The following is a 21404-nucleotide window of genomic DNA, read 5'->3' as shown; positions in this document are numbered from 1 at the left end:
CGCGACATTTAATTATAAGATCGCGCCTTCCCCTATTTCGTCGCCCCGTGCGGCTTACGCCGCAGGTCTCGCCCGTTGTTCCGTTAAACAAGGCTTTGAGCATCTGCGGTTTGTAGCAAAAAGGTAGTCAATGATGAGCGCAAGGCACTTTCTCTCCCTGATGGATTGCACGCCCGAAGAGCTGGTCAGCGTGATCCGTCGAGGCGTTGAGCTCAAAGACCTGCGTAACCGCGGCGTACTGTTCGAGCCCTTGAAAAATCGCGTGCTCGGGATGATTTTCGAAAAGTCCTCGACCCGCACCCGCATTTCCTTCGAAGCCGGCATGATCCAGCTCGGTGGCCAGGCGATCTTCCTGTCGCCCCGCGATACCCAATTGGGCCGTGGAGAGCCGATCGGCGACTGCGCGATCGTCATGTCGAGCATGCTCGACGCCGTGATGATCCGTACCTTTGCCCACAGCAACCTGACCGAATTCGCCGCCAACTCCCGCGTGCCGGTGATCAACGGCCTGTCCGACGACCTGCACCCGTGCCAGTTGCTGGCCGACATGCAGACGTTCCTCGAACACCGTGGCTCGATCCAGGGCAAGACCGTGGCCTGGATCGGCGACGGCAACAACATGTGCAACAGCTATATAGAAGCGGCGATTCAGTTCGACTTCCAGTTGCGCGTGGCCTGCCCGGAAGGTTACGAACCCAACCCCGAATTCGTGGCCAAGGCCGGCGACCGGGTGACCATCGTGCGCGATCCAAAGGATGCCGTGCGTGGTGCGCACCTGGTGAGCACCGACGTCTGGACCTCGATGGGCCAGGAAGAGGAAACCGCCAAGCGCCTGCAACTGTTTGCGCCGTATCAGGTCAACCGCGCCCTGCTCGACCTGGCTGCTGAAGACGTGTTGTTCATGCACTGCCTGCCGGCTCACCGCGGCGAAGAAATCAGTGTCGACCTGCTCGACGATGCGCGTTCGGTGGCATGGGACCAGGCTGAAAACCGCCTGCACGCGCAAAAAGCCCTGCTCGAGTTCCTCGTCGAACCGGCGTACCACCACGCATGAGCCAGCCATTACTGCTTAACCTGCGTAACCTTGCCTGCGGCTACCAAGACCAGCGGGTGGTGCAAAACCTCAACCTGCATTTGAACGCCGGTGACATCGGTTGCCTGCTCGGCTCTTCAGGGTGCGGCAAGACCACCACCCTGCGTGCCATTGCCGGTTTCGAACCGGTGCACGAAGGGGATATCCAGCTGGCGGGCGAGACCATCTCCAGCGCCGGTTTCACCCTGGCGCCGGAGAAACGCCGGATCGGCATGGTGTTCCAGGATTACGCGCTGTTTCCGCATTTGAGCGTGGCCGACAACATCGCCTTCGGTATTCGCAAGCATCCGCACAAGGATCGCGTCGTCGAAGAGTTGCTGGAGCTGGTCAATTTGAAGAACCTCGGCAAGCGCTATCCCCACGAACTCTCCGGCGGCCAGCAGCAACGGGTCGCACTGGCGCGCGCACTGGCGCCGGAACCGCAATTGCTGCTGCTGGACGAACCCTTCTCCAATCTCGACGGTGAGTTGCGCCGCAAACTCAGCCACGAGGTGCGCGACATTCTCAAGGCCCGGGGTACAAGCGCGATCCTGGTGACCCACGACCAGGAAGAAGCCTTCGCGGTCAGCGATCACGTCGGTGTGTTCAAGGAAGGCCGGCTGGAGCAGTGGGATACGCCCTACAACCTCTATCACGAACCGCTGACGCCGTACGTGGCCAGCTTCATCGGCCAGGGGTATTTCATCCGCGGCCAGCTGAGCAGCCCGGAGTCGGTGCAAACGGAACTCGGGGAATTGCGCGGCAACCGCGCCTACACCTGGCCGGTTGGCGGTGCGGTGGATGTGCTGCTGCGTCCGGACGATATCGTTTATGCACCTAACAGTGCATTGAAGGCGCGGATCGTCGGCAAGTCTTTCCAGGGCGCCTCGACGCTTTATCGTTTGCAATTGCCTACCGGCGCGCAGCTGGAATCGATCTTCCCAAGCCATGTCGATCACATGATCGGCGCAGAAGTCGGTATTAGTGTCGCGGCGGAACACCTGGTGCTGTTCCAGGCGTCCGGCAGCATGGCGGCGCAGATTCCGACGGTTGATTCAGGGGTCCGGCGCTACAGTCCCGCCCACTGAAGAAGCAATTCGCTGTAGGAGCTGGCTCGCCAGCGAAGGCGTAGTCTCAGTCGACATCTTCGTTAACTGATCTGCCGCATTCGTCGGAACGCCGTCTGGGGCAAGCCCGCTCCTACAGTTCAAGCACGGCCAATCTCGGCAAATTTCCCCTGGGTGTGCTCCGCCAGCACCGCCGGTGCCAGTTCGACTTCCAGCCCCCGCCGGCCCGCACTGACAAAAATGCTCGCCAATGGTTGAGCCGAACTGTCGATAAAGGTGCGCAAGCGCTTCTTCTGCCCCAGCGGACTGATCCCCCCCAATAGATAACCGGTGGAGCGCTGGGCCGCCGCAGGGTCGGCCATTTCGACTTTCTTCACCCCGGCCGCGTGCGCCAAGGCCTTCAAGTCCAGACTTCCGCCAACCGGCACCACAGCCACCAGCAACTCGCCTTTCTCACTGGCCGCCAGCAAGGTCTTGAACACCTGCGCCGGATCCAGTCCGAGCTTCTCCGCGGCTTCCAACCCATAGGACGCCGCCTTCGGGTCATGTTCATAACTGTGCACACGGTGTTCGGCACGAACCTTTTTCAGCAAATCCAATGCGGGTGTCATGACGGCTCCAGACTGGGTGGCAGTAGAAAAATCCTGCGCCGGATTCTAGGACATTGATCCACAAAAGGCTCTATCGCCTCGCCGCTGCAATAAACGCCGCGCCCGCTCACTGACGCGATCATTCACACAACTAATAGATTATTTGTGACCAATGGTTCACTTTCGACCTTTGACATCAGCGTTTCTTGTCTATATTTTTTCGTTTCTGAATCTGTATGAAAAATCCTACCGCAGTACCCTGCTGTAAACCGGGAACAGTGGAATGAAAGCGCCAGACAAGAAAAACAATGAGGTTTCAATGACAACTGCTTTACAACAACCGTCACTCTCAAGCCAATGCATGGCCGAGTTCCTGGGGACTGCGCTGCTGATCTTCTTCGGCACCGGTTGCGTTGCCGCGCTCAAGGTCGCGGGTGCCAGCTTTGGCCTGTGGGAAATCAGCATCATCTGGGGGGTCGGCGTGAGCATGGCGATCTACTTGACCGCCGGAGTGTCCGGCGCTCATCTGAACCCTGCCGTGAGTATCGCACTGAGCATTTTTGCCGACTTCGAAAAGCGCAAACTGCCTTTCTATATCATCGCCCAAGTGGCGGGTGCCTTCTGCGGCGCCTTGTTGGTGTACACGCTGTACAGCAATCTATTCTTCGATTTCGAACAAACTCACCAAATGGTTCGCGGCACCGCTGCCAGCCTTGAACTGGCGTCGGTGTTTTCCACCTTCCCCAACCCAAGCCTGTCCACCGCCCAGGCGTTCCTGGTTGAAGTGATCATCACCGCCATCCTGATGGGCGTGATCATGTCGCTGACCGACGACAACAATGGCCTGCCCAATGGCCCGCTGGCACCGATCCTGATCGGCCTGCTGATTGCGGTGATTGGCAGTTCGATGGGGCCGCTGACCGGTTTCGCGATGAACCCGGCGCGCGACTTCGGTCCTAAACTGATGACTTTCTTCGCTGGCTGGGGTGAAATTTCCTTCACTGGCGGCCGAGTCATTCCGTACTTCCTGATTCCGGTGTTTGCACCGATTGTCGGTGCCTGCCTGGGTGCTGCCGCCTACCGCGGCTTGATTGCCCGTCACCTGCCGGGTACTGCACCTGCTACAAAGGATGCACAACCTGCCATTGACGGCAAGCCCAGAACCTCTTGATTCCGTTGGCGCGCGCCCCTGCCCGTTTGATCGCGCGCCAGACTTCACTCTCCCTTTTTCGTCCAAGGCAATCGACATGACCGACACTCAGAATAAGAACTACATCATTGCCCTCGATCAGGGTACGACCAGCTCGCGCGCGATCATTTTCGATCGCGACGCCAACGTGGTCTGCACCGCCCAGCGCGAGTTCGCGCAGCACTATCCGCAAGCCGGTTGGGTCGAACATGACCCAATGGAAATTTTCGCTACCCAGAGCGCAGTGATGGTCGAAGCCCTGGCGCAAGCTGGCCTGCATCATGACCAGGTCGCAGCCATCGGCATCACCAACCAGCGTGAAACCACCGTGGTCTGGGACAAGAACACCGGCCGCCCGATCTACAACGCGATCGTCTGGCAATGCCGGCGCAGCACCGAGATCTGCCAGCAGCTCAAGCGCGACGGCCACGAGCAATACATCAGCGACACCACGGGCCTGGTCACCGACCCATACTTCTCCGGTACCAAGCTCAAGTGGATCCTTGATAACGTCGAAGGCAGCCGCGAACGCGCGCGCAACGGTGAGCTGTTGTTCGGCACCGTCGACAGCTGGCTGATCTGGAAATTTACCGGCGGCAAGGTGCACGTCACCGACTACACCAATGCCTCGCGCACCATGCTCTTCAACATCCACACCCTGGAGTGGGATGCGAAGATGCTGGAAGTGCTGGATATCCCGCGGGAAATGCTGCCGCAAGTCAAATCGTCGTCGGAAATTTACGGCCGCACCAAAAGTGGCATTGCCATCGGCGGCATCGCCGGTGATCAGCAGGCCGCCCTGTTCGGTCAGATGTGTGTCGAAGCCGGTCAAGCGAAAAACACCTACGGCACCGGTTGCTTCCTGCTGATGAACACCGGTGACAAAGCCGTGAAATCCAACCACGGCATGCTCACCACCATCGCCTGCGGCCCCCGTGGCGAAGTGGCTTATGCGCTGGAAGGCGCGGTGTTCAACGGTGGCTCCACCGTCCAGTGGCTGCGCGACGAATTGAAGATCATCAACGACGCCCACGACACCGAATACTTCGCCAACAAGGTCAAGGACAGCAACGGCGTGTACCTGGTCCCGGCCTTCACCGGCCTGGGTGCTCCGTACTGGGATCCCTATGCCCGTGGCGCGTTGTTCGGCCTGACCCGTGGCGTGCGCGTCGATCACATCATTCGCGCCGCGCTGGAGTCGATTGCCTACCAGACCCGCGACGTGCTCGACGCCATGCAGCAGGACTCCGGCGAACGCCTCAAGGCCCTGCGCGTGGACGGTGGCGCCGTGGCGAACAACTTCCTGATGCAGTTCCAGGCCGACATTCTCGGCACCCAGGTCGAGCGTCCGCAGATGCGCGAAACCACGGCATTGGGCGCCGCTTACCTGGCGGGCCTGGCCTGCGGCTTCTGGGGCAGCCTGGACGAATTGCGCGGCAAGGCAGTGATCGAACGCAAGTTCGAGCCGACGCTGGATGAAACGGCGAAGGAAAAACTCTACGCCGGCTGGAAAAAAGCCGTCAGCCGCACCCGCGATTGGGAGCCACACGAAGGCGCTGAATAAGCCAGGTTGAGGGCTCGTATCGGGATGTAACTGGTAGGGAGCAGATTCCTGCGGCATCATGGGCAAATTTTGCACGGCAGCCCAAAGGACGCCCCATGAATCTGCCTCCCCGTCAGCAGCAAATCCTCGAACTGGTCCGCGAGCGCGGCTATGTCAGCATCGAGGAAATGGCCACGCTGTTCGTTGTTACCCCGCAGACCATCCGTCGCGATATCAATCAACTGGCAGAAGCCAATTTGTTGCGCCGCTACCACGGTGGCGCGGCTTACGATTCCAGTGTTGAAAACACCGCCTACGCCATGCGCGCCGATCAGATGCGCGACGAGAAACAGCGCATTGGCGAAGCCATCGCCGCGCAGATCCCAGACCACGCCTCGCTGTTCATCAATATCGGTACGACCACTGAATCCATTGCCCGTGCCCTGCTCAACCACAATCACCTGAAGATCATTACCAACAACCTGCATGTGGCCTCGATGCTCAGCGCCAAGGACGACTTCGACGTGCTGCTGACCGGGGGCAATGTGCGGCGTGACGGTGGCGTGGTCGGCCAGGCCAGCGTCGACTTCATCAACCAGTTCAAGGTCGACTTTGCCCTGGTCGGCATCAGCGGCATCGATGAAGACGGCAGCCTGCTGGATTTCGATTATCAGGAAGTGCGGGTATCCCAGGCCATCATCGCCAACGCCCGCAAGGTGATTCTCGCGGCCGACTCCAGCAAGTTCGGGCGCAACGCCATGATCCGCCTGGGGCCGATCAGCCTGATCGATTGCCTGGTCACCGACCAGCAGCCCGTGCCAGCGCTGACCCAGTTGTTGAATCAGCACAAGATTCGTCTGGAGGTCGTTTAACACCGAAGGTGCTTAAACAACCTGTAGGAGCCGGCTTGCCGGCGAAGGCGATCTCAGCAACGCCTTCGCCAGCAAGCCTGACTCCTACGGAACACACGCAATCCCTCCCGCCTTTTAAATGTTCGAATATTTTCCTTTAATCACCCTTCGATGAGTATTTTCAATCGAAGCCGACTGGCTGCGCGCGTCTTTATAGGCTAAGATTTTCGCAAATGAACATTAATGTTCGAATTCAAATACAGAAAATCAAAGAATTCCGAGGCCTTAGCCGATGCCCACTACTCATTTGCCAACGCCGCCTCTCGCCGAGGTCTACGATATCGCCGTCATCGGTGGCGGCATCAATGGCGTTGGGATCGCGGCAGATGCCGCCGGTCGCGGCCTGTCGGTGTTCCTTTGCGAAAAGGATGATCTGGCCAGCCACACCTCGTCGGCCAGTAGCAAGCTGATCCACGGTGGCCTGCGCTACCTCGAACATTACGAATTCCGTCTGGTGCGCGAAGCCCTGGCCGAGCGTGAAGTGTTGCTGGCCAAGGCTCCGCACATCGTCAAGCCCATGCGCTTCGTGCTGCCGCATCGCCCGCATCTGCGCCCGGCCTGGATGATCCGCGCCGGCCTGTTCCTTTATGACAACCTGGGCAAACGGGAAACGCTGGCCGGTTCAAAAAGCCTGAAGTTCGGCCCGGACAGCGCGCTGAAAAGCGAAATCACCAAAGGGTTCGAATACTCCGACTGCTGGGTCGACGATGCGCGCCTGGTGGTATTGAACGCCATGGCGGCCCGGGAAAAAGGCGCCCACGTCCACACCCAGACTCGCTGCGTGAGCGCGCGCCGCACCAAAGGCCTGTGGCACCTGCACCTGGAGCGCGCCGATGGCAGCCTGTTTTCGATCCGCGCCAAAGCGCTGGTGAATGCGGCCGGCCCGTGGGTCGCCAAGTTCATTCGCGACGACCTGAAGATGGAATCGCCGTATGGCATCCGCCTGATCCAGGGCAGCCACCTGATCGTGCCGAAATTGTACGAAGGCGATCACGCGCATATCTTGCAAAACGAAGATCAGCGCATCGTCTTTACCATTCCGTATCTCAATCACTTCACCCTGATCGGCACCACCGACCGTGAGTACACCGGCGATCCGGCAAAAGTGGCGATCACAGAGACCGAGACCGATTACCTGCTGCAAGTGGTCAACGCTCACTTCAAGAAGCAGAGCAGCCGTGACGATATCCTGCACAGCTATTCCGGCGTGCGTCCGCTGTGCAACGACGAGTCCGACAACCCGTCGGCCGTCACCCGCGACTACACCCTGGCGCTGTCGGGCAGCGGCGAGGAAGCGCCCCTGCTGTCGGTGTTCGGCGGCAAGCTGACCACCTACCGCAAGCTGGCCGAGTCGGCGCTGGCGCAACTGGCACCGCACTTTCCGCAGATCAAGCCAAGCTGGACCGCCACCGCGACCCTGCCGGGCGGCGAGGACATGAGCACACCGCAGGCGCTGAGCTCGCTGATCCGCGACAAGTACGACTGGATTCCCAGCGAAATCTCGCGCCGCTGGGCCACCACCTACGGCAGCCGGACCTGGCGCATGCTCGAAGGGGTACAGAATCTCGATGACATGGGCGAACACATTGGCGGCGGCCTGTACACCCGTGAGGTCGATTACCTGTGCAGCGAAGAGTGGGCAAGCAGCGCCCACGACATTCTATGGCGTCGCAGCAAGCTCGGTCTGTTCACCACCCCTGAACAACAGGAACGGCTCGCCGATTACTTGAGCAAGGTTGAGCAGAACCGCAGCAAGATCGAAGCAGCCTGATCCCCCCTCTGGTAGGAGCCCGGCTTGCCGGCGAAGGCGTCCTCAAGCCTTGCGCCAGTCTGTCGGGCGCCTTCGCCGGCAAGCCGGACGCCTATGGATTCGCATTCGGTTTTCCGAACGCGACTCGGCGGTCAATTCGGTAAACCGGATTTCTTCTGCCCGCCAACGCCCCCAATAAATATTTAATTTCCTTATAAATCAGTTAATTAGCCCATACAGCCTGGCCTGGCACGAGTCATGCTCTACACTCTTGGACGAATGCCTGTTGTGCCAACACTTCAGGAGCCGTCAGGCATTCGAAGCACAAAAGGGCCGAAGAACTGGCTCCATAAAAAAAACAATGTCGAGGAAAATTTGATGCGCATCGTTCCCCATATCCTGGGCGCAGCCATTGCTGCCGCTCTGATCAGCACGCCAGTTTTCGCCGCCGAACTCACCGGCACCCTGAAGAAGATTAAAGAGTCCGGTGTCATCACCCTCGGGCATCGTGACGCTTCCATTCCTTTCTCCTACATCGCGGACGCTTCCGGCAAACCGGTCGGCTACTCCCACGACATCCAGTTGAAAGTCGTCGAAGCCCTGAAAAAAGACCTGGACCTGCCGAACCTGCAGGTCAAGTACAACCTGGTCACCTCGCAAACCCGTATCCCGCTGGTGCAGAACGGCACCGTGGACTTGGAATGCGGCTCCACCACCAACAACGTCGAGCGTCAGCAGCAAGTTGACTTCTCCGTTGGCATCTTCGAAATCGGTACCCGCCTGTTGTCCAAAAAGGACTCCAAGTACAAGGATTTCGATGACCTCAAAGGCAAGAACGTCGTGACCACCGCCGGCACCACGTCCGAGCGCATCCTCAAGGCGATGAACGCCGACAAGCAGATGGGCATGAACGTGATCTCCGCCAAAGACCACGGCGAATCCTTCCAGATGCTGGAAACCGGCCGTGCAGTGGCCTTCATGATGGACGACGCCCTGCTGGCCGGTGAAGCCGCCAAGGCCAAGAAGGCTGATGACTGGGCCGTGACCGGCACTCCACAGTCCTACGAAATCTACGGCTGCATGGTGCGCAAAGGCGACGAGCCGTTCAAGAAGGCCGTGGATGACGCCATCAAGGCCACCTACGCGTCGGGCGAGATCAACAAGATCTACGAAAAATGGTTCATGCAGCCAATCCCGCCAAAAAACCTGAACCTGAACTTCCCGATGAGTGACGAACTCAAGGCCCTGATCGCCAATCCGACCGATAAAGCGGCTGACGACAAGAAGTCCTGATTTCTGACTAACCTTATCTCCTGAGAGGGCCCCGGCCCTTTCGGGGGGTTGTCACTCCCTGCTGGCATTTTTTGGAAACACTCGCACCGGTCGCTGTCGAGCCGATGTCGTGTGCCTGACCGTCAAGGTCGGGCGGGAACGGAGCTTCCCCCAAGCGGGTACCTGTACATCGATCGATCTGAGGGGAGACCCTAATGAATTACAACTGGGACTGGGGCGTGTTCTTCAAGTCCACCGGCGTTGGCAGCGAGACCTATCTCGACTGGTACATCACCGGCCTGGCCTGGACCATCGGCATCGCCATCGCGGCCTGGATCATTGCCCTGACACTGGGCTCGATCCTGGGTGTCATGCGTACCATGCCGAACCGCATCGTATCGGGCATCGCCACCTGCTACGTCGAACTCTTCCGTAACGTGCCGCTGCTGGTCCAGCTGTTCATCTGGTACTTCCTGGTACCCGACCTGCTGCCCGCAGACCTGCAAGAGTGGTACAAGCAGGACCTGAACCCGACCACATCGGCCTTCCTCAGCGTCGTCGTGTGCCTGGGCCTGTTCACCACCGCACGGGTTTGCGAACAGGTGCGCACCGGTATCCAGGCGCTGCCCCGCGGCCAGGAATCCGCGGCCCGCGCCATGGGCTTCAAGTTGCCGCAGATCTACTGGAACGTGCTGCTGCCCCAGGCCTACCGGATCATCATTCCGCCGCTCACCTCGGAATTCTTGAACGTCTTCAAGAACACTTCCGTGGCCTCGCTGATCGGCCTGATGGAGCTGCTGGCGCAGACCAAGCAGACCGCCGAGTTCTCGGCCAACCTGTTCGAAGCCTTCACCCTGGCCACGCTGATCTACTTCACCCTGAACATGAGCCTGATGTTGCTGATGCGCCTGGTCGAGAAGAAAGTCGCCGTACCAGGCCTGATTTCCGTAGGGGGTAAATGATGGAATTCGACTTCTCGGGCATCATCCCGTCCCTGCCGGGCCTGTGGAACGGCATGGTCATGACCCTCAAGCTGATGGCCATGGGCGTGATCGGCGGGATCATCCTCGGCACGATCCTGGCGCTGTGCCGTCTGTCGCACAACAAACTGCTGTCGAACCTGGCCGGCGCGTACGTCAACTACTTCCGCTCGATCCCGTTGCTGCTGGTGATCACCTGGTTCTACCTGGCGGTGCCGTTCGTGCTGCGCTGGATCACGGGCGAAGACACACCGATCGGTGCGTTCACCTCGTGCATCGTCGCGTTCATGATGTTCGAAGCGGCTTACTTCTGCGAAATCGTCCGCGCCGGGGTGCAGTCGATTCCCAAGGGCCAGATGGGCGCTGCCCAGGCGCTGGGCATGACCTATGGCCAGATGATGCGCCTGATCATCCTGCCGCAGGCGTTTCGCAAGATGACCCCGCTGTTGCTGCAGCAGAGCATCATCCTGTTCCAGGACACCTCGCTGGTGTACGCCGTCGGCCTGGTGGACTTCCTCAATGCTTCGCGCGCCAGTGGCGACATCATTGGCCGCTCCAATGAGTTCCTGATCTTCGCAGGTCTCGTGTACTTCATCATCAGCTTTTCCGCCTCGCTGCTGGTCAAGCGTCTGCAAAAAAGGTTCGCCGTATGATCTCTATCAAAAGCATCAACAAGTGGTATGGGGACTTCCAGGTACTGACTGATTGCAGCACCGAGGTCAAGAAAGGCGAAGTGATCGTGGTGTGCGGGCCGTCCGGTTCCGGCAAATCGACCCTGATCAAGTGCGTCAATGCTCTGGAACCGTTCCAGAAAGGCGACATCGTGGTCGACGGTACGTCCATCGCCGACCCGAAGACCAACCTGCCGAAACTGCGTTCGCGGGTGGGCATGGTGTTCCAGCATTTCGAACTGTTCCCGCACCTGACCATCACTGAAAACCTGACCATCGCGCAGATCAAGGTGTTGGGCCGCAGCAAGGAAGAGGCCACCAAGAAAGGCCTGCAGTTGCTGGAGCGTGTCGGCCTCTCGGCCCATGCGCACAAGCACCCGGGTCAACTGTCCGGCGGTCAGCAGCAGCGCGTGGCGATTGCCCGCGCGCTGGCGATGGACCCGATCGTCATGCTGTTCGACGAACCGACCTCGGCGCTGGACCCGGAAATGGTCAACGAAGTGCTGGACGTGATGGTGCAACTGGCCCACGAAGGCATGACCATGATGTGCGTGACCCACGAAATGGGCTTCGCCCGCAAAGTGGCCGACCGCGTGATCTTCATGGACGCTGGCAAGATTATCGAAGACTGCAAGAAAGAGGATTTCTTCGGCGACATCAGCCACCGTGCCGAACGTACGCAGCACTTCCTCAACAAGATCCTGCAACACTAAGAAAACACCGCTCCCCAAATGTGGGAGCGGGCTTGCTCGCGAAAGCGGTGTGTCAGTCGCACCTGTTTTGAATGTGCCGCCGTCTTCGCGAGCAAGCCCGCTCCCACATTGGGTCAGCGGTGATTTTAAGATTTGTGTTGTGGTTGACCCAAGGCATCTGTGATGAAATGCGACCCCAATCTTTATCGCGCCACGTCGCCATCACTCGCCGTGAAACCCCGCCTGATTCGCCATCTGTTCCTGCCGCCGCTGATCATCGCGCTGATGATCGGACTGGGTTATATCGGCTTCTGGACCAGTGAACACTATGGTATCCGCAGCCTCGGCGAAAACGGCCAGCGCCAGCTGGAACTGCACGCCCGTGCCGTCGAAAGCGAGATCAGCAAATACACCTACCTGCCCAGCCTGCTGGAACTCGAAACCAGTGTTTCCAAGCTTCTGGCCGACCCGACGCCGGAACACCGGCAGACCGTCAATGATTACCTCGAAGGCCTGAACCGACGCAGCCGCAGCCGGGCCATCTACGTGATGGACACCACTGGCCGCGTCATGGCCACCAGTAACTGGCGCGATGTCGACAGTTACCTGGGCGAAGACCTGTCCTTCCGTGCCTATTTCCAGAACGCCGTACGCGGTCAGCCCGGCCGTTTCTATGGCATCGGCAGCACCAACGGCGAACCCGGTTACTACCTGGCCCATGGCCTGGAAGAACACGGCAAGATCATCGGCGTCGCGGTGGTCAAGGTGCGCCTCGAAGCCATGGAAGAACGCTGGCAGAGGGCGCGCCTGGAAGCCTTCGTCAGCGACGAGAACGGCATCATCATTCTCTCCAGCGATCCGGCCCGACGCCTGAAGTCAGTGGTACCGCTGAGCGAAGAAACCAAGGAAAAGCTCGCCCGCAGTCTGCAGTACTACTGGTTTCCGCTGAACGAACTGCAACCGCTGGCCCGGGAAACCCTGTCCGAGGGCGTGGAAAAACTCACCTTCCCCGCCAACAGCGAACTGGTTTCCGATGACGAAAACATCAGCTACCTGTCGCAAACCCGGCCCTTGAGCGACACCCCCTGGAATTTCACCCTGCTTACGCCACTACAGGATTTGCGCCGCGAAGCGATCAACCAGGGGATTCTGGTGGCCGTGGCATTTGCCCTGGTCGCGTTCCTGCTGATTGCCTGGAACGAGCGGCGCAAGGTGATCGCCACCCGCCTCGCCGCCCGGGAAGCCTTGCAGGAAGCCAACAACCAACTCGAGCGTCGGATTACCGAACGCACCACCGACCTGCGCGCCAGCAACGAGCGGCTCAAGGGTCAGATCCGCGAACGCCGTCAGGCCGAAGAGACGCTGCGCCGTGCCCAGGATGAACTGGTGCAGGCCGGAAAACTCGCCGCGATCGGGCAGATGTCCACCAGCATCGCCCACGAATTGAACCAGCCATTGGCGGCGCTGCGCACCCTGTCCGGCAACACCGTGCGTTTCCTCGAGCGTGGTCAACTGGACGTGGCCAGCACCAACCTGAAGACCATCAACGAATTGATCGACCGCATGGGCCGGATTACCGCCAGCCTGCGCTCCTTTGCCCGGCGCGGTGACGACAAGGGCCAGGCCTGTCTCGGCAAAGCCGTGGACGCGGCCCTGCAATTACTCGGCGGACGCATGGAAAACGCCCATCTGCAATTGCATCGCCACTTCGAGGATGTGCAGGTGCGGATCGACCAGACCCGCCTTGAGCAAATCCTGGTCAACCTGATCGGCAATGCCCTGGACGCCATGCAGGCGCAACCGCAGCCAGAGTTGTGGCTCGAAGGCGAAGTATTCGATGGCAAACATCGTCTGCGAGTGAGGGACAATGGCCACGGCATCGATGCCGAAGCGCGCAAGCACCTGTTCGAACCGTTTTTCACCACCAAACCTGGCGAACAAGGCCTCGGCCTCGGCCTGACCCTTTCCGCGAGCCTGGCCGCTGCCACTGGCGGTCATCTGGGGGTCGAGCACCCGGCCAGTGGTGGTACCGCTTTCGTCCTCAGTTTACCGTTGGTAAGCCCCACTTCCGCTGAGCCAATATGAACAACGACCTTAGTGTATTGATCGTCGAAGACGACCCACATGTGCTCCTCGGCTGCCAGCAGGCGCTGACCCTGGAAGACATTCCCTGCATCGGTGTCGGCAGTGCCGAGGAAGCCTTGGAACGGGTGGGCGATAACTTTGCCGGCATCGTCATCAGTGACATTCGCCTGCCGGGCATCGATGGCCTGGAACTGCTGAACCGCCTCAAGGCCCGCGACCGCAGCCTGCCGGTGGTGCTGATTACCGGTCACGGCGACATTTCCATGGCCGTCGGCGCCATGCAGAAAGGCGCCTACGACTTCATGGAGAAACCCTTCTCGCCCGAACGCCTGGTGGACGTCGCCCGTCGAGCCCTGGAACAACGCAGCCTGGCACGGGAAGTCTCGTCGCTGCGCCGGCAACTGGCCGAGCGCGACTCCCTCGAAGGGCGGATCATTGGTCGTTCGCCGGCCATGCAGAACCTGCGCGAACTGATCGCCAATGTCGCCGATACTTCAGCCAACGTGCTGATCGAAGGCGAAACCGGCACTGGCAAGGAACTGGTCGCGCGCTGCCTGCACGACTTCAGTCGTCGGCACACCCGGCCATTCGTCGCGCTCAACTGCGGTGGCCTGCCGGAAAACCTGTTCGAAAGTGAAATTTTCGGCCACGAGGCCAACGCTTTCACCGGCGCCGGCAAACGGCGGATCGGCAAGATCGAGCACGCCGACGGCGGCACCCTTTTCCTCGACGAAGTGGAAAGCATGCCCCTGTCCCTGCAGATCAAACTGCTGCGGGTGTTGCAGGAACGCACCCTCGAACGCCTCGGCTCGAACCAGAGCGTGGCGGTCGACTGCCGGGTGATCGCGGCCACCAAATCCGATCTCGATGAATCGAGCAAGGCCGGTGAATTTCGCAGTGACCTGTATTACCGCCTCAATGTGGTGACCCTGGAACTGCCTCCCCTGCGCGAGCGCCGCGAAGACATCCTGCAACTGTTCGAGTATTTTTTGCAGCAGTCGTCCTTGCGCTTCGACCGCGTCGCACCGGAACTGGACAACCAGACCTTGTCAAACCTGATGAGCCACGACTGGCCAGGTAACGTGCGCGAACTGCGTAACGTCGCCGAACGATTTGCCCTGGGCCTGCCGGCGTTCAAGAAACCGGGTGCAGGCGGCGGCGCCCAAGGCCTGGCTTTCGCTGAAGCGGTGGAAGCCTTCGAGCGCAACCTGCTCAGCGACGCCTTGCAACGCAGTGGTGGCAACCTGACCCAGGCCAGCCTGGAACTGGGCATGGCCAAGACGACGCTGTTCGACAAAGTGAAAAAGTACGGCCTGAGCCATTAAGCGAGACCCGTGTGGACCTGATACTCAAAGCAACCCTGGGCGCGGCGGTGGTGGTGATCCTCGCCGCCCTGGCCAAGACCCGGAACTACTACATCGCCGGGCTCGTGCCGCTGTTTCCGACTTTTGCGCTCATCGCCCATTACATCGTCGGCAAGGGCCGTTCGCTGGATGACTTGAAGACCACCATCGTGTTTGGCATGTGGTCGATCATTCCGTACTTCATCTACCTGGCCACGCTGTATGTGATGGTCGACCGCCTGCGTCTTGAGGCATCGCTGGCCGTGGCGGCCGTGGCGTGGTTGATCGCGGCATCGGCATTGGTCAGTGTCTGGGTTCGCCTGCACGGTTGAGCACAATCTCCTGTTACAGCCTGGCACGAATACCTGCAGGTGCTGGCCCGCCCCTTGCATTTACCCTCTAAAGCCCCTCGGCCGGTCTTCATGTCAATGAAGCCGGTGTCCGGGAGGGGTCTGCCAAGGGTGAATACTGACCTTGAACATTCTAGATCTCGACCACAGCCTCACGGCCCAGGCACCGATCGCGCAGTTGCTCGACAGCGGCCGCGCCAAACGCCTGGACCTGCTCGACCTCGGCCCGAAACTGCGGCTTTGGTCCAGTGAACGCACCTGGCGCCGCTTTTGCGAGCGCTTGCAACAACGCCCCCGCCACAGCGGCCCACAGCCGGAAATATTCTTCGTCGGCTCCGGCGACTACCACCATTTGACCCCGGCTTTCCTCACCGACCTGCCGGAGCCCACCAGCCTGATCCACTTCGACAACCACCCCGACTGGGTTCGGTTCGCGCCGCGCAGGCATTGCGGTTCATGGGTCAACCAGGCACTGAAACTGCCGAACATCCAGCGCATCGTTACCCTCGGTCCCTGTAGCGACGACCTGCAAAATCCGCAGCTCAAGGGCGGCAACCTGCCAGCGCTCAAGCGCGGCGTGTTGCAACTGTTTCCCTGGCAGCACGCACCGTCGCGCATCTGGGGGCTGATCGGCGATGGTGCCGGGCATCGGCAACAGGAAAACCTGCTGCACTGGCACAACCTGGCTGGATTGGACTGGCCGGCGTTTCTCCAGCAACTGATCGCCAGCCTGCCTACGCAGGCGGTGTGGATCACGATCGACAAGGATGTGCTGGCCAGCGAGGACGCCGCGACCAACTGGGACCAGGGCGCCATGCGCCTGAGCCATCTGTTGCAGGCAATTCGCATGCTGGCAGCCGGCAAACGCATCCTCGGCATCGATGTCTGTGGCGACTACGCCAGGCCGGGCTTCAGTAATGTCCTGAAACGCTGGGAGGCCAGGTCTGACCAACCCCCGGCCGAGCGCTGGTGCGAAGCCGACCTGCTGCGCAATGCCGCGACCAACCAGGCTTTGATCGAGTTGCTGGAGGAGCTGTTCCCATGACCTTCACCGTGATCGTGCTGGTGGCGATTTCCATTGTGCTGGACGTCATCGGTCAACTCTGTTTCAAACTCGGCCTTGATCGCTTGCCGGAGCTCGAAGGCGGGTTTCGCCTGAATGCGTTCTGGGGCCAGGTATTCAGCGCGCCACTCCTGTGGTGCGGGGTCGGCGCCTACGTGATCGAGTTCTTCATCTGGCTCGAAGCCCTGTCCAGGGCACCGCTGAGCCTGTTGTTTCCAGCGGCGGCGCTGGCCTATTGCGGTGTGGTGTTGGCGGGCAAGGTCATTCTCGGCGAACACGTCAGCCGACGACGCTGGCTCGGTACGCTGGTGATTACGGCGGGCGTCATGCTCGTGTGTGCGGTCAATGCATGAAGATCGAGCGATGATCAGGAGCAAGGCCGACTGGCTGCACGAACGTCTGGGCACCGTTGTCCTGTGGGTCCTGTTGATCGGCCTGGAAAGCGCGGGCCAGATCGCTACAAAGGTCGGTGGCGATGAACTGGGGCAAATGGACTTCAACCTGCAGTGGCTGCTGGCAGTGGCGGCAAACACCGGGGTCTGGCTGGCAATTGCCTGCTACATCGCTGCGTTCTTCGTGTGGATGCTGATCCTGCGACGCAGCCATTTGTCCCTGGCCTTTCCCTTGAGCTCACTGGTGTTCGTTGGGGTATTGCTGGGATCCTGGCTTTGGTTGGGGGAGCACATCAGCGTGCTGCATTGGTTGGGAGTAGCCGTGATCATGGCAGGGATTGTGTTGTTGGCCGGGGGTGAAGAAACCTGACCCAGCCCATCCGCCATTTCCTCTTCAGGAGCTGGATTGCGCGAAAGCGCCGTGCCTGTCACATCGCGTCGTTTGGTTCGCCAGCAAGCCGGTTCCTACGGACGATACGGGAATCAGTCGAACTCATAGGCAAGCGCTGCCTGGAATTCTCTCTGACGCCCGTCACCAACGGCTTTGACGATACTGCTGTCGGCCGCAGAACCCGTCAGGTGAATCCAGCTGGCGCTACTCAGCAGCGACCAGTTCGGCGCCAAGGGAATCTCGAAGCTCAGGCTCAGCGCCACGTTCTGCAACCCTCCACTTGCGCTGTAGCGAGCAATCCCCGAGGCCTGTGATTCATCGGCACTGACGCCGAAGTAGGTCTGGGTTTGTCGGGCATCGGCGAAGTGCGCTGTCAGGTTGGTGCTGCCGATCACCCCGCCCCCCACCGGGTAACCCACCTCGCCAACTACCCGACCCAGCACGCCACCCTGCCCGTCGTGCCCGCCGACCGCTTGGCCAACAGAGGCAAATACCCGCCAGAAATCGGCCGGGGCGTATTGCACGAACCCGCCCACCTCGCCCATGTCCGGCACATCGCGCAGGCCCTGCAACTGACCGTTCGCGGTCCGGCCCGGCAGGTAATTCACGAAAGGCCCGGCGCTGAAACCGTTGACCTTGAATGCATTCCAGGTCAGCCCGTCATCAGTGCCCAGGCTGACATCGCCCCAGTCCAGATCGAGGTACGGCAAGGGCCGGGTTTCGTAACGACTGCCGGTCGGATCGTGGGGTTGATAGCTCAGGCCCAGCCCGGCTTCACCGCTGATGCCATCGGCGCGCACGTTGATTGAAAGGCAAGCAAGCGCACCAAGTAGCGCAACTGTAATCCTCGACATGAGGCAATTCCTTGAACGGGACATGCGCGCATCAATCCCCGGATTGCCCCGACCACGCAAGCACTCATGTTGATTGTAGAAACCTACAAAAATTGTAGCTCCGCCTCCGACAATATCTGCCAAACCCCCGGCCCCACGGGGCCAGCCACGATTGGCACAGTCCCTGCTCTGTCCCTTGGAAAGCGCACGGAGCGCATCCTGCCCAATAGGTACAAAACATGATTGACTGGCATATCGTGTGTGATTTCGACGGGACCATCACCCGCACCGACGTGATCGACAGCATCCTCCAGCGTTTCGCCGACCCAGGCTGGGAAGCGATCGAAAATGCATGGCTGGCGGGCGACATCGGCTCCCGAGAATGCCTCAGTCGCCAGCTTTCGCTGGTCAAGGCCACGCCTGCCGAACTGCTCGGCCTCTTCGACAGCATCGAAATCGATCCGCACTTTCCCGATTTCGTCGACCACGCCATCGGCCTCGGCGCGTCCTTCGAAGTGGTCAGCGATGGCATCGAACAAGCCATTGCAAGAATCCTGGCGCGCCACTACGTCAGCCTCCTGCCGATTCTCGCCAATCGCTTGCGCCAGGTCGAAGACAGCCGCTGGCGCATCGACTTCCCGCATGCCAGCGACGCCTGCCGCGGCGCTGCCGGCAATTGCAAGTGCAAGTCTGCACCGATGGCCCGTCGGGTCCTGGTGATCGGCGACGGCCAGTCCGACATGTGCGTAGCCTCCACCGCCGATTTCGTGTTCGCCAAGGATCGCCTGGCCGAACACTGCGAACGCAACAACATCGCTTACGCACGCTTTGACAGCTTCGCCGAACTTCCCGCCCTGCTGGCCCTGCTGCCAAGCGTCAGCGCCGCCAACACTTTCAAACGCGCCACACAGGAGTTTTTCCAGCATGTCTGATATTCGAATCGCCACCGCTGAAGACCAGCTTCTTTTGGAAAAAGAAGCCCGCTATTGCTCCTACGGCGACACCGTCCACTACATAGAACCACCCCGTATTTTCAGCCGCTGCAAAGGCTCGTATGTCTGGGACACCAGCGACCAGGCCTATCTCGACTTGCAGATGTGGTATTCGGCGGTCAACTTCGGCTACGCCAACCCCCGCCTGAACAATGCACTGAAACAGCAGATCGATGCGCTGCCGCAAATCGCCAGTCAGTATCTGCACAAGGGCAAGATCGAGCTCTCGGAGATGATAGCGGTCGATGCCAGGAACAAGTTCGGCCTGGACGGGCGCGTGCATTTCAACGTGGGCGGTTCACAGTCCATCGAGGACTCGTTGAAAGTCGTGCGCAACGCCTCCCAGGGCAAGAGCCTGATGTTCGCCTTCGAGGGTGGGTATCACGGGCGCACCCTAGGTGCTTCGTCGATCACGTCCAGTTACCGCTATCGACGCCGCTACGGCCATTTCGGCGAACGCGCCCACTTCATCCCGTTTCCGTACCACTTTCGCGGCCCCAAAGGCATGACCAAGGAAGAGTACGGCAGTCACTGCGTGAAGCAATTTGCCAGGCTGTTCGAGACTGAATACAACGGCGTCTGGGACCCGAAAGTCGGCCAGTGCGAATACGCTGCGTTTTACGTCGAACCGATCCAGGGAACCGGCGGCTATGTCATCCCACCGATGAACTTCTACAGCGAACTCAAGCATGTGCTCGACCAGCACGGCATTCTGCTGGTGGTCGACGAAATCCAGATGGGCTTCTACCGCACCGGCAAGCTGTGGTCGATCGAACACTTCGACGTCAAGCCGGACGTGATCGTCTTCGGCAAAGCCTTGACCAACGGCCTCAATCCCCTCGGTGGCCTCTGGGCCAGGGAAGAGCTGATCAACCCCGGGATCTTCCCGCCAGGGTCGACCCACTCGACCTTTGCATCCAACCCGCTGGGCACCGCCGTCGGCCTGGAGATGTTCAAGATGACCAGTGAATTCGATTACGGCGCGATGGTCATGAACAAAGGCAAGTATTTCCTCGAGGGCTTGAAAGACCTGCAGAAACGTTACCCGATCATTGGTGATGTCGACGGTCTCGGGCTGGCCCTGCGTTGCGAAATCTGCGCTCCGGACGGATTTACTCCAGACAAGGCAACCCTGGACTTCATGGTCGAAGAAGGCATGAAGGGCGACATCGAAATCGACGGCACCCGACTGGGCCTGATCCTGGATGTGGGCGGGTACTACAAGAACGTGATCACCCTGGCACCGTCGCTGGAAATCAGCTATCAGGAAATCGACCTTGCCATCGCCCTGCTCGATCGCCTGCTGCATCGGGCGATGCAACGATGAACGCTCGGCCTTCACCCGAAGCGGTCGACATTGGCGAAGGTGACGCCGGGTTCATTCTCGGCAGCGGGAATGTGGCGGTGTTGCTGATTCACGGCCTGACCGGCACGCCGACGGAGTTGCGTCGCGTGGCCATGGGCCTGGCCGCGGTGGGGTATACGGTCTACGTGCCAACCCTGGCCGGCCACTGTGGCAACAACGCCGACCTGCAAGCCACGCGATGGCGCGACTGGTACGAGAGCGCACGCAACACCTACCTCGGCGTACGGCGCAAACACCAACGCGTTTTCGTCGGCGGCTTGTCCATGGGTGCCGTGCTGTCGATGTACCTGGCGGCCGAGCACCCGGGACAGATCGAAGGCCTGCTGCTCTACTCGACCACCCTGCGCTACGACGGCTGGAACATACCCAAGGCAGCGATACTCACGCCGTTGCTGATGGCGATTCCGTTCGGCGTGCACCTGTGCCGCTTCAAGGAAAAATCACCTTTTGGCATCAAGGACGAACGCCTGCGGGCAATCGTCGAGCGACAGATGAAGGCAGGCGACAGCAGTAATGCCGGGCTGTTGAGCATGTCCGGGGTCTGTATTCGCGAACTGCACCGGTTAGTGGCGGCAGTGAAAAAACGCATGCCGCACATCACCACCCAGGCACTGGTGGTGCATTCACGCGAAGACGATATCACCAGCCGCTGGAATGCCGACTACGTGGAACGCAATCTCGGCGGACCGGTCGTGAAAATCCTGCTCGACGACTGCTACCACATGATCACCGTCGACCTGCAGTACCGGCAGGTGGTGGCGTTGAGCGTGGATTTTATCCAGCAACGTTTCAAGCAGCAGTCCAACACCCCGCTTTCCGTGCGCCAAACATATCGGCAATTGGCCTGAGACA

The 21404-nt window shown here is 60.2% G+C and carries 21 protein-coding genes; 19 read left to right on the top strand and 2 right to left on the bottom strand.

Going from position 1 to position 21404, the window contains the following annotated elements; translation table 11 throughout:
• Positions 1–133: 133 nt before the first annotated feature.
• Complete coding sequence (argF, locus tag BKX96_RS19530) at positions 134–1054, top strand: ornithine carbamoyltransferase (RefSeq protein ID WP_046818891.1); 921 nt, start codon at positions 134–136, stop codon at positions 1052–1054.
• Positions 1051–2160: an ABC transporter ATP-binding protein gene (locus BKX96_RS19525; protein WP_046818892.1), complete on the top strand. Its 1110-nt coding sequence runs from the start codon at positions 1051–1053 to the stop codon at positions 2158–2160. The genes argF and BKX96_RS19525 overlap by 4 nt, the downstream gene beginning before the upstream one ends.
• 119 nt (positions 2161–2279) lie before the next feature.
• Here BKX96_RS19525 and ybaK read toward each other — a convergent pair whose 3' ends face one another.
• A complete protein-coding gene (gene ybaK / locus BKX96_RS19520) occupies positions 2280–2750 on the bottom strand; it encodes a Cys-tRNA(Pro) deacylase (protein WP_077185241.1) in 471 nt (156 codons plus the stop codon).
• Between the two features lie 298 nt (positions 2751–3048).
• Here ybaK and BKX96_RS19515 point away from each other — a divergent pair, with 298 nt between their 5' ends.
• The 14 genes from BKX96_RS19515 to BKX96_RS19450 all read left to right on the top strand — a co-directional run bounded on the left by BKX96_RS19515 (position 3049) and on the right by BKX96_RS19450 (position 17340).
• Positions 3049–3900 (top strand): MIP/aquaporin family protein, encoded by an 852-nt coding sequence (locus tag BKX96_RS19515; protein ID WP_077185240.1) that lies wholly within the window; start codon positions 3049–3051, stop codon positions 3898–3900.
• Positions 3901–3976: 76 nt separating this feature from the next.
• Entirely contained in the window at positions 3977–5482 is a 1506-nt protein-coding gene (glpK, locus tag BKX96_RS19510; protein WP_077185239.1) for a glycerol kinase GlpK, read from the top strand.
• Positions 5483–5577: 95 nt separating this feature from the next.
• Entirely contained in the window at positions 5578–6333 is a 756-nt protein-coding gene (locus BKX96_RS19505; protein ID WP_008056633.1) for a DeoR/GlpR family transcriptional regulator, read from the top strand.
• A gap of 271 nt (positions 6334–6604) precedes the next feature.
• On the top strand, positions 6605–8143 hold the full coding sequence (gene glpD, locus BKX96_RS19500; RefSeq protein ID WP_046818896.1) for a glycerol-3-phosphate dehydrogenase: 1539 nt from the start codon (positions 6605–6607) through the stop codon (positions 8141–8143).
• Between the two features lie 357 nt (positions 8144–8500).
• Complete coding sequence (locus BKX96_RS19495) at positions 8501–9415, top strand: glutamate/aspartate ABC transporter substrate-binding protein (protein WP_046818897.1); 915 nt, start codon at positions 8501–8503, stop codon at positions 9413–9415.
• A gap of 194 nt (positions 9416–9609) precedes the next feature.
• The gene (locus BKX96_RS19490; protein ID WP_046818898.1) at positions 9610–10356 is read left to right on the top strand and encodes an amino acid ABC transporter permease; all 747 of its coding nucleotides are present in this window, start codon (positions 9610–9612) and stop codon (positions 10354–10356) included.
• Positions 10356–11027 (top strand): amino acid ABC transporter permease, encoded by a 672-nt coding sequence (locus tag BKX96_RS19485; RefSeq protein ID WP_046818899.1) that lies wholly within the window; start codon positions 10356–10358, stop codon positions 11025–11027. Before BKX96_RS19490 ends, BKX96_RS19485 begins: the two co-directional genes overlap by 1 nt.
• Positions 11024–11758 (top strand): amino acid ABC transporter ATP-binding protein, encoded by a 735-nt coding sequence (locus BKX96_RS19480; RefSeq protein WP_046818900.1) that lies wholly within the window; start codon positions 11024–11026, stop codon positions 11756–11758. Before BKX96_RS19485 ends, BKX96_RS19480 begins: the two co-directional genes overlap by 4 nt.
• 162 nt (positions 11759–11920) lie before the next feature.
• Positions 11921–13822 carry a two-component sensor histidine kinase AauS gene (gene aauS, locus BKX96_RS19475; RefSeq protein WP_046818901.1) on the top strand — a complete coding sequence of 634 codons (1902 nt, stop codon included), beginning with the start codon at positions 11921–11923 and terminating at the stop codon, positions 13820–13822.
• Entirely contained in the window at positions 13819–15147 is a 1329-nt protein-coding gene (aauR, locus tag BKX96_RS19470) for a two-component response regulator AauR (RefSeq protein WP_046818902.1), read from the top strand. The genes aauS and aauR overlap by 4 nt, the downstream gene beginning before the upstream one ends.
• 20 nt (positions 15148–15167) lie before the next feature.
• Positions 15168–15497 carry a GlpM family protein gene (locus BKX96_RS19465; protein WP_162488918.1) on the top strand — a complete coding sequence of 110 codons (330 nt, stop codon included), beginning with the start codon at positions 15168–15170 and terminating at the stop codon, positions 15495–15497.
• A gap of 142 nt (positions 15498–15639) precedes the next feature.
• Positions 15640–16560: an arginase family protein gene (locus BKX96_RS19460; protein ID WP_046818904.1), complete on the top strand. Its 921-nt coding sequence runs from the start codon at positions 15640–15642 to the stop codon at positions 16558–16560.
• Positions 16557–16931: a DMT family transporter gene (locus BKX96_RS19455; RefSeq protein ID WP_077185238.1), complete on the top strand. Its 375-nt coding sequence runs from the start codon at positions 16557–16559 to the stop codon at positions 16929–16931. The genes BKX96_RS19460 and BKX96_RS19455 overlap by 4 nt, the downstream gene beginning before the upstream one ends.
• A gap of 10 nt (positions 16932–16941) precedes the next feature.
• Positions 16942–17340, top strand: a complete 399-nt coding sequence (locus BKX96_RS19450) for an EamA family transporter (RefSeq protein WP_046818906.1) — start codon at positions 16942–16944, stop codon at positions 17338–17340.
• 113 nt (positions 17341–17453) lie between these two features.
• On the opposite strand, the gene BKX96_RS19445 is transcribed toward BKX96_RS19450, so the two are convergent.
• The gene (locus tag BKX96_RS19445; protein ID WP_077185237.1) at positions 17454–18215 is read right to left on the bottom strand and encodes a MipA/OmpV family protein; all 762 of its coding nucleotides are present in this window, start codon (positions 18213–18215) and stop codon (positions 17454–17456) included.
• 218 nt (positions 18216–18433) lie between these two features.
• On the opposite strand from BKX96_RS19445, the gene BKX96_RS19440 reads away from it, so the two are divergent.
• The 3 genes from BKX96_RS19440 to BKX96_RS19430 are packed head-to-tail and all read left to right on the top strand — an operon-like array spanning position 18434 to position 21400.
• On the top strand, positions 18434–19126 hold the full coding sequence (locus BKX96_RS19440; protein ID WP_077185236.1) for an MtnX-like HAD-IB family phosphatase: 693 nt from the start codon (positions 18434–18436) through the stop codon (positions 19124–19126).
• Positions 19119–20513 (top strand): aspartate aminotransferase family protein, encoded by a 1395-nt coding sequence (locus BKX96_RS19435; RefSeq protein WP_046818909.1) that lies wholly within the window; start codon positions 19119–19121, stop codon positions 20511–20513. Before BKX96_RS19440 ends, BKX96_RS19435 begins: the two co-directional genes overlap by 8 nt.
• Positions 20510–21400, top strand: a complete 891-nt coding sequence (locus BKX96_RS19430; protein ID WP_077185235.1) for an alpha/beta hydrolase — start codon at positions 20510–20512, stop codon at positions 21398–21400. The genes BKX96_RS19435 and BKX96_RS19430 overlap by 4 nt, the downstream gene beginning before the upstream one ends.
• Positions 21401–21404: the final 4 nt, after the last annotated feature.

The organism is Pseudomonas putida, assembly GCF_001976065.1.
Taxonomy (GTDB): domain Bacteria; phylum Pseudomonadota; class Gammaproteobacteria; order Pseudomonadales; family Pseudomonadaceae; genus Aquipseudomonas; species Aquipseudomonas serbica.
The sequence above is the reverse complement of the archived record's forward strand: the minus strand, read 5'-3'. Positions and strand labels throughout refer to the sequence as shown.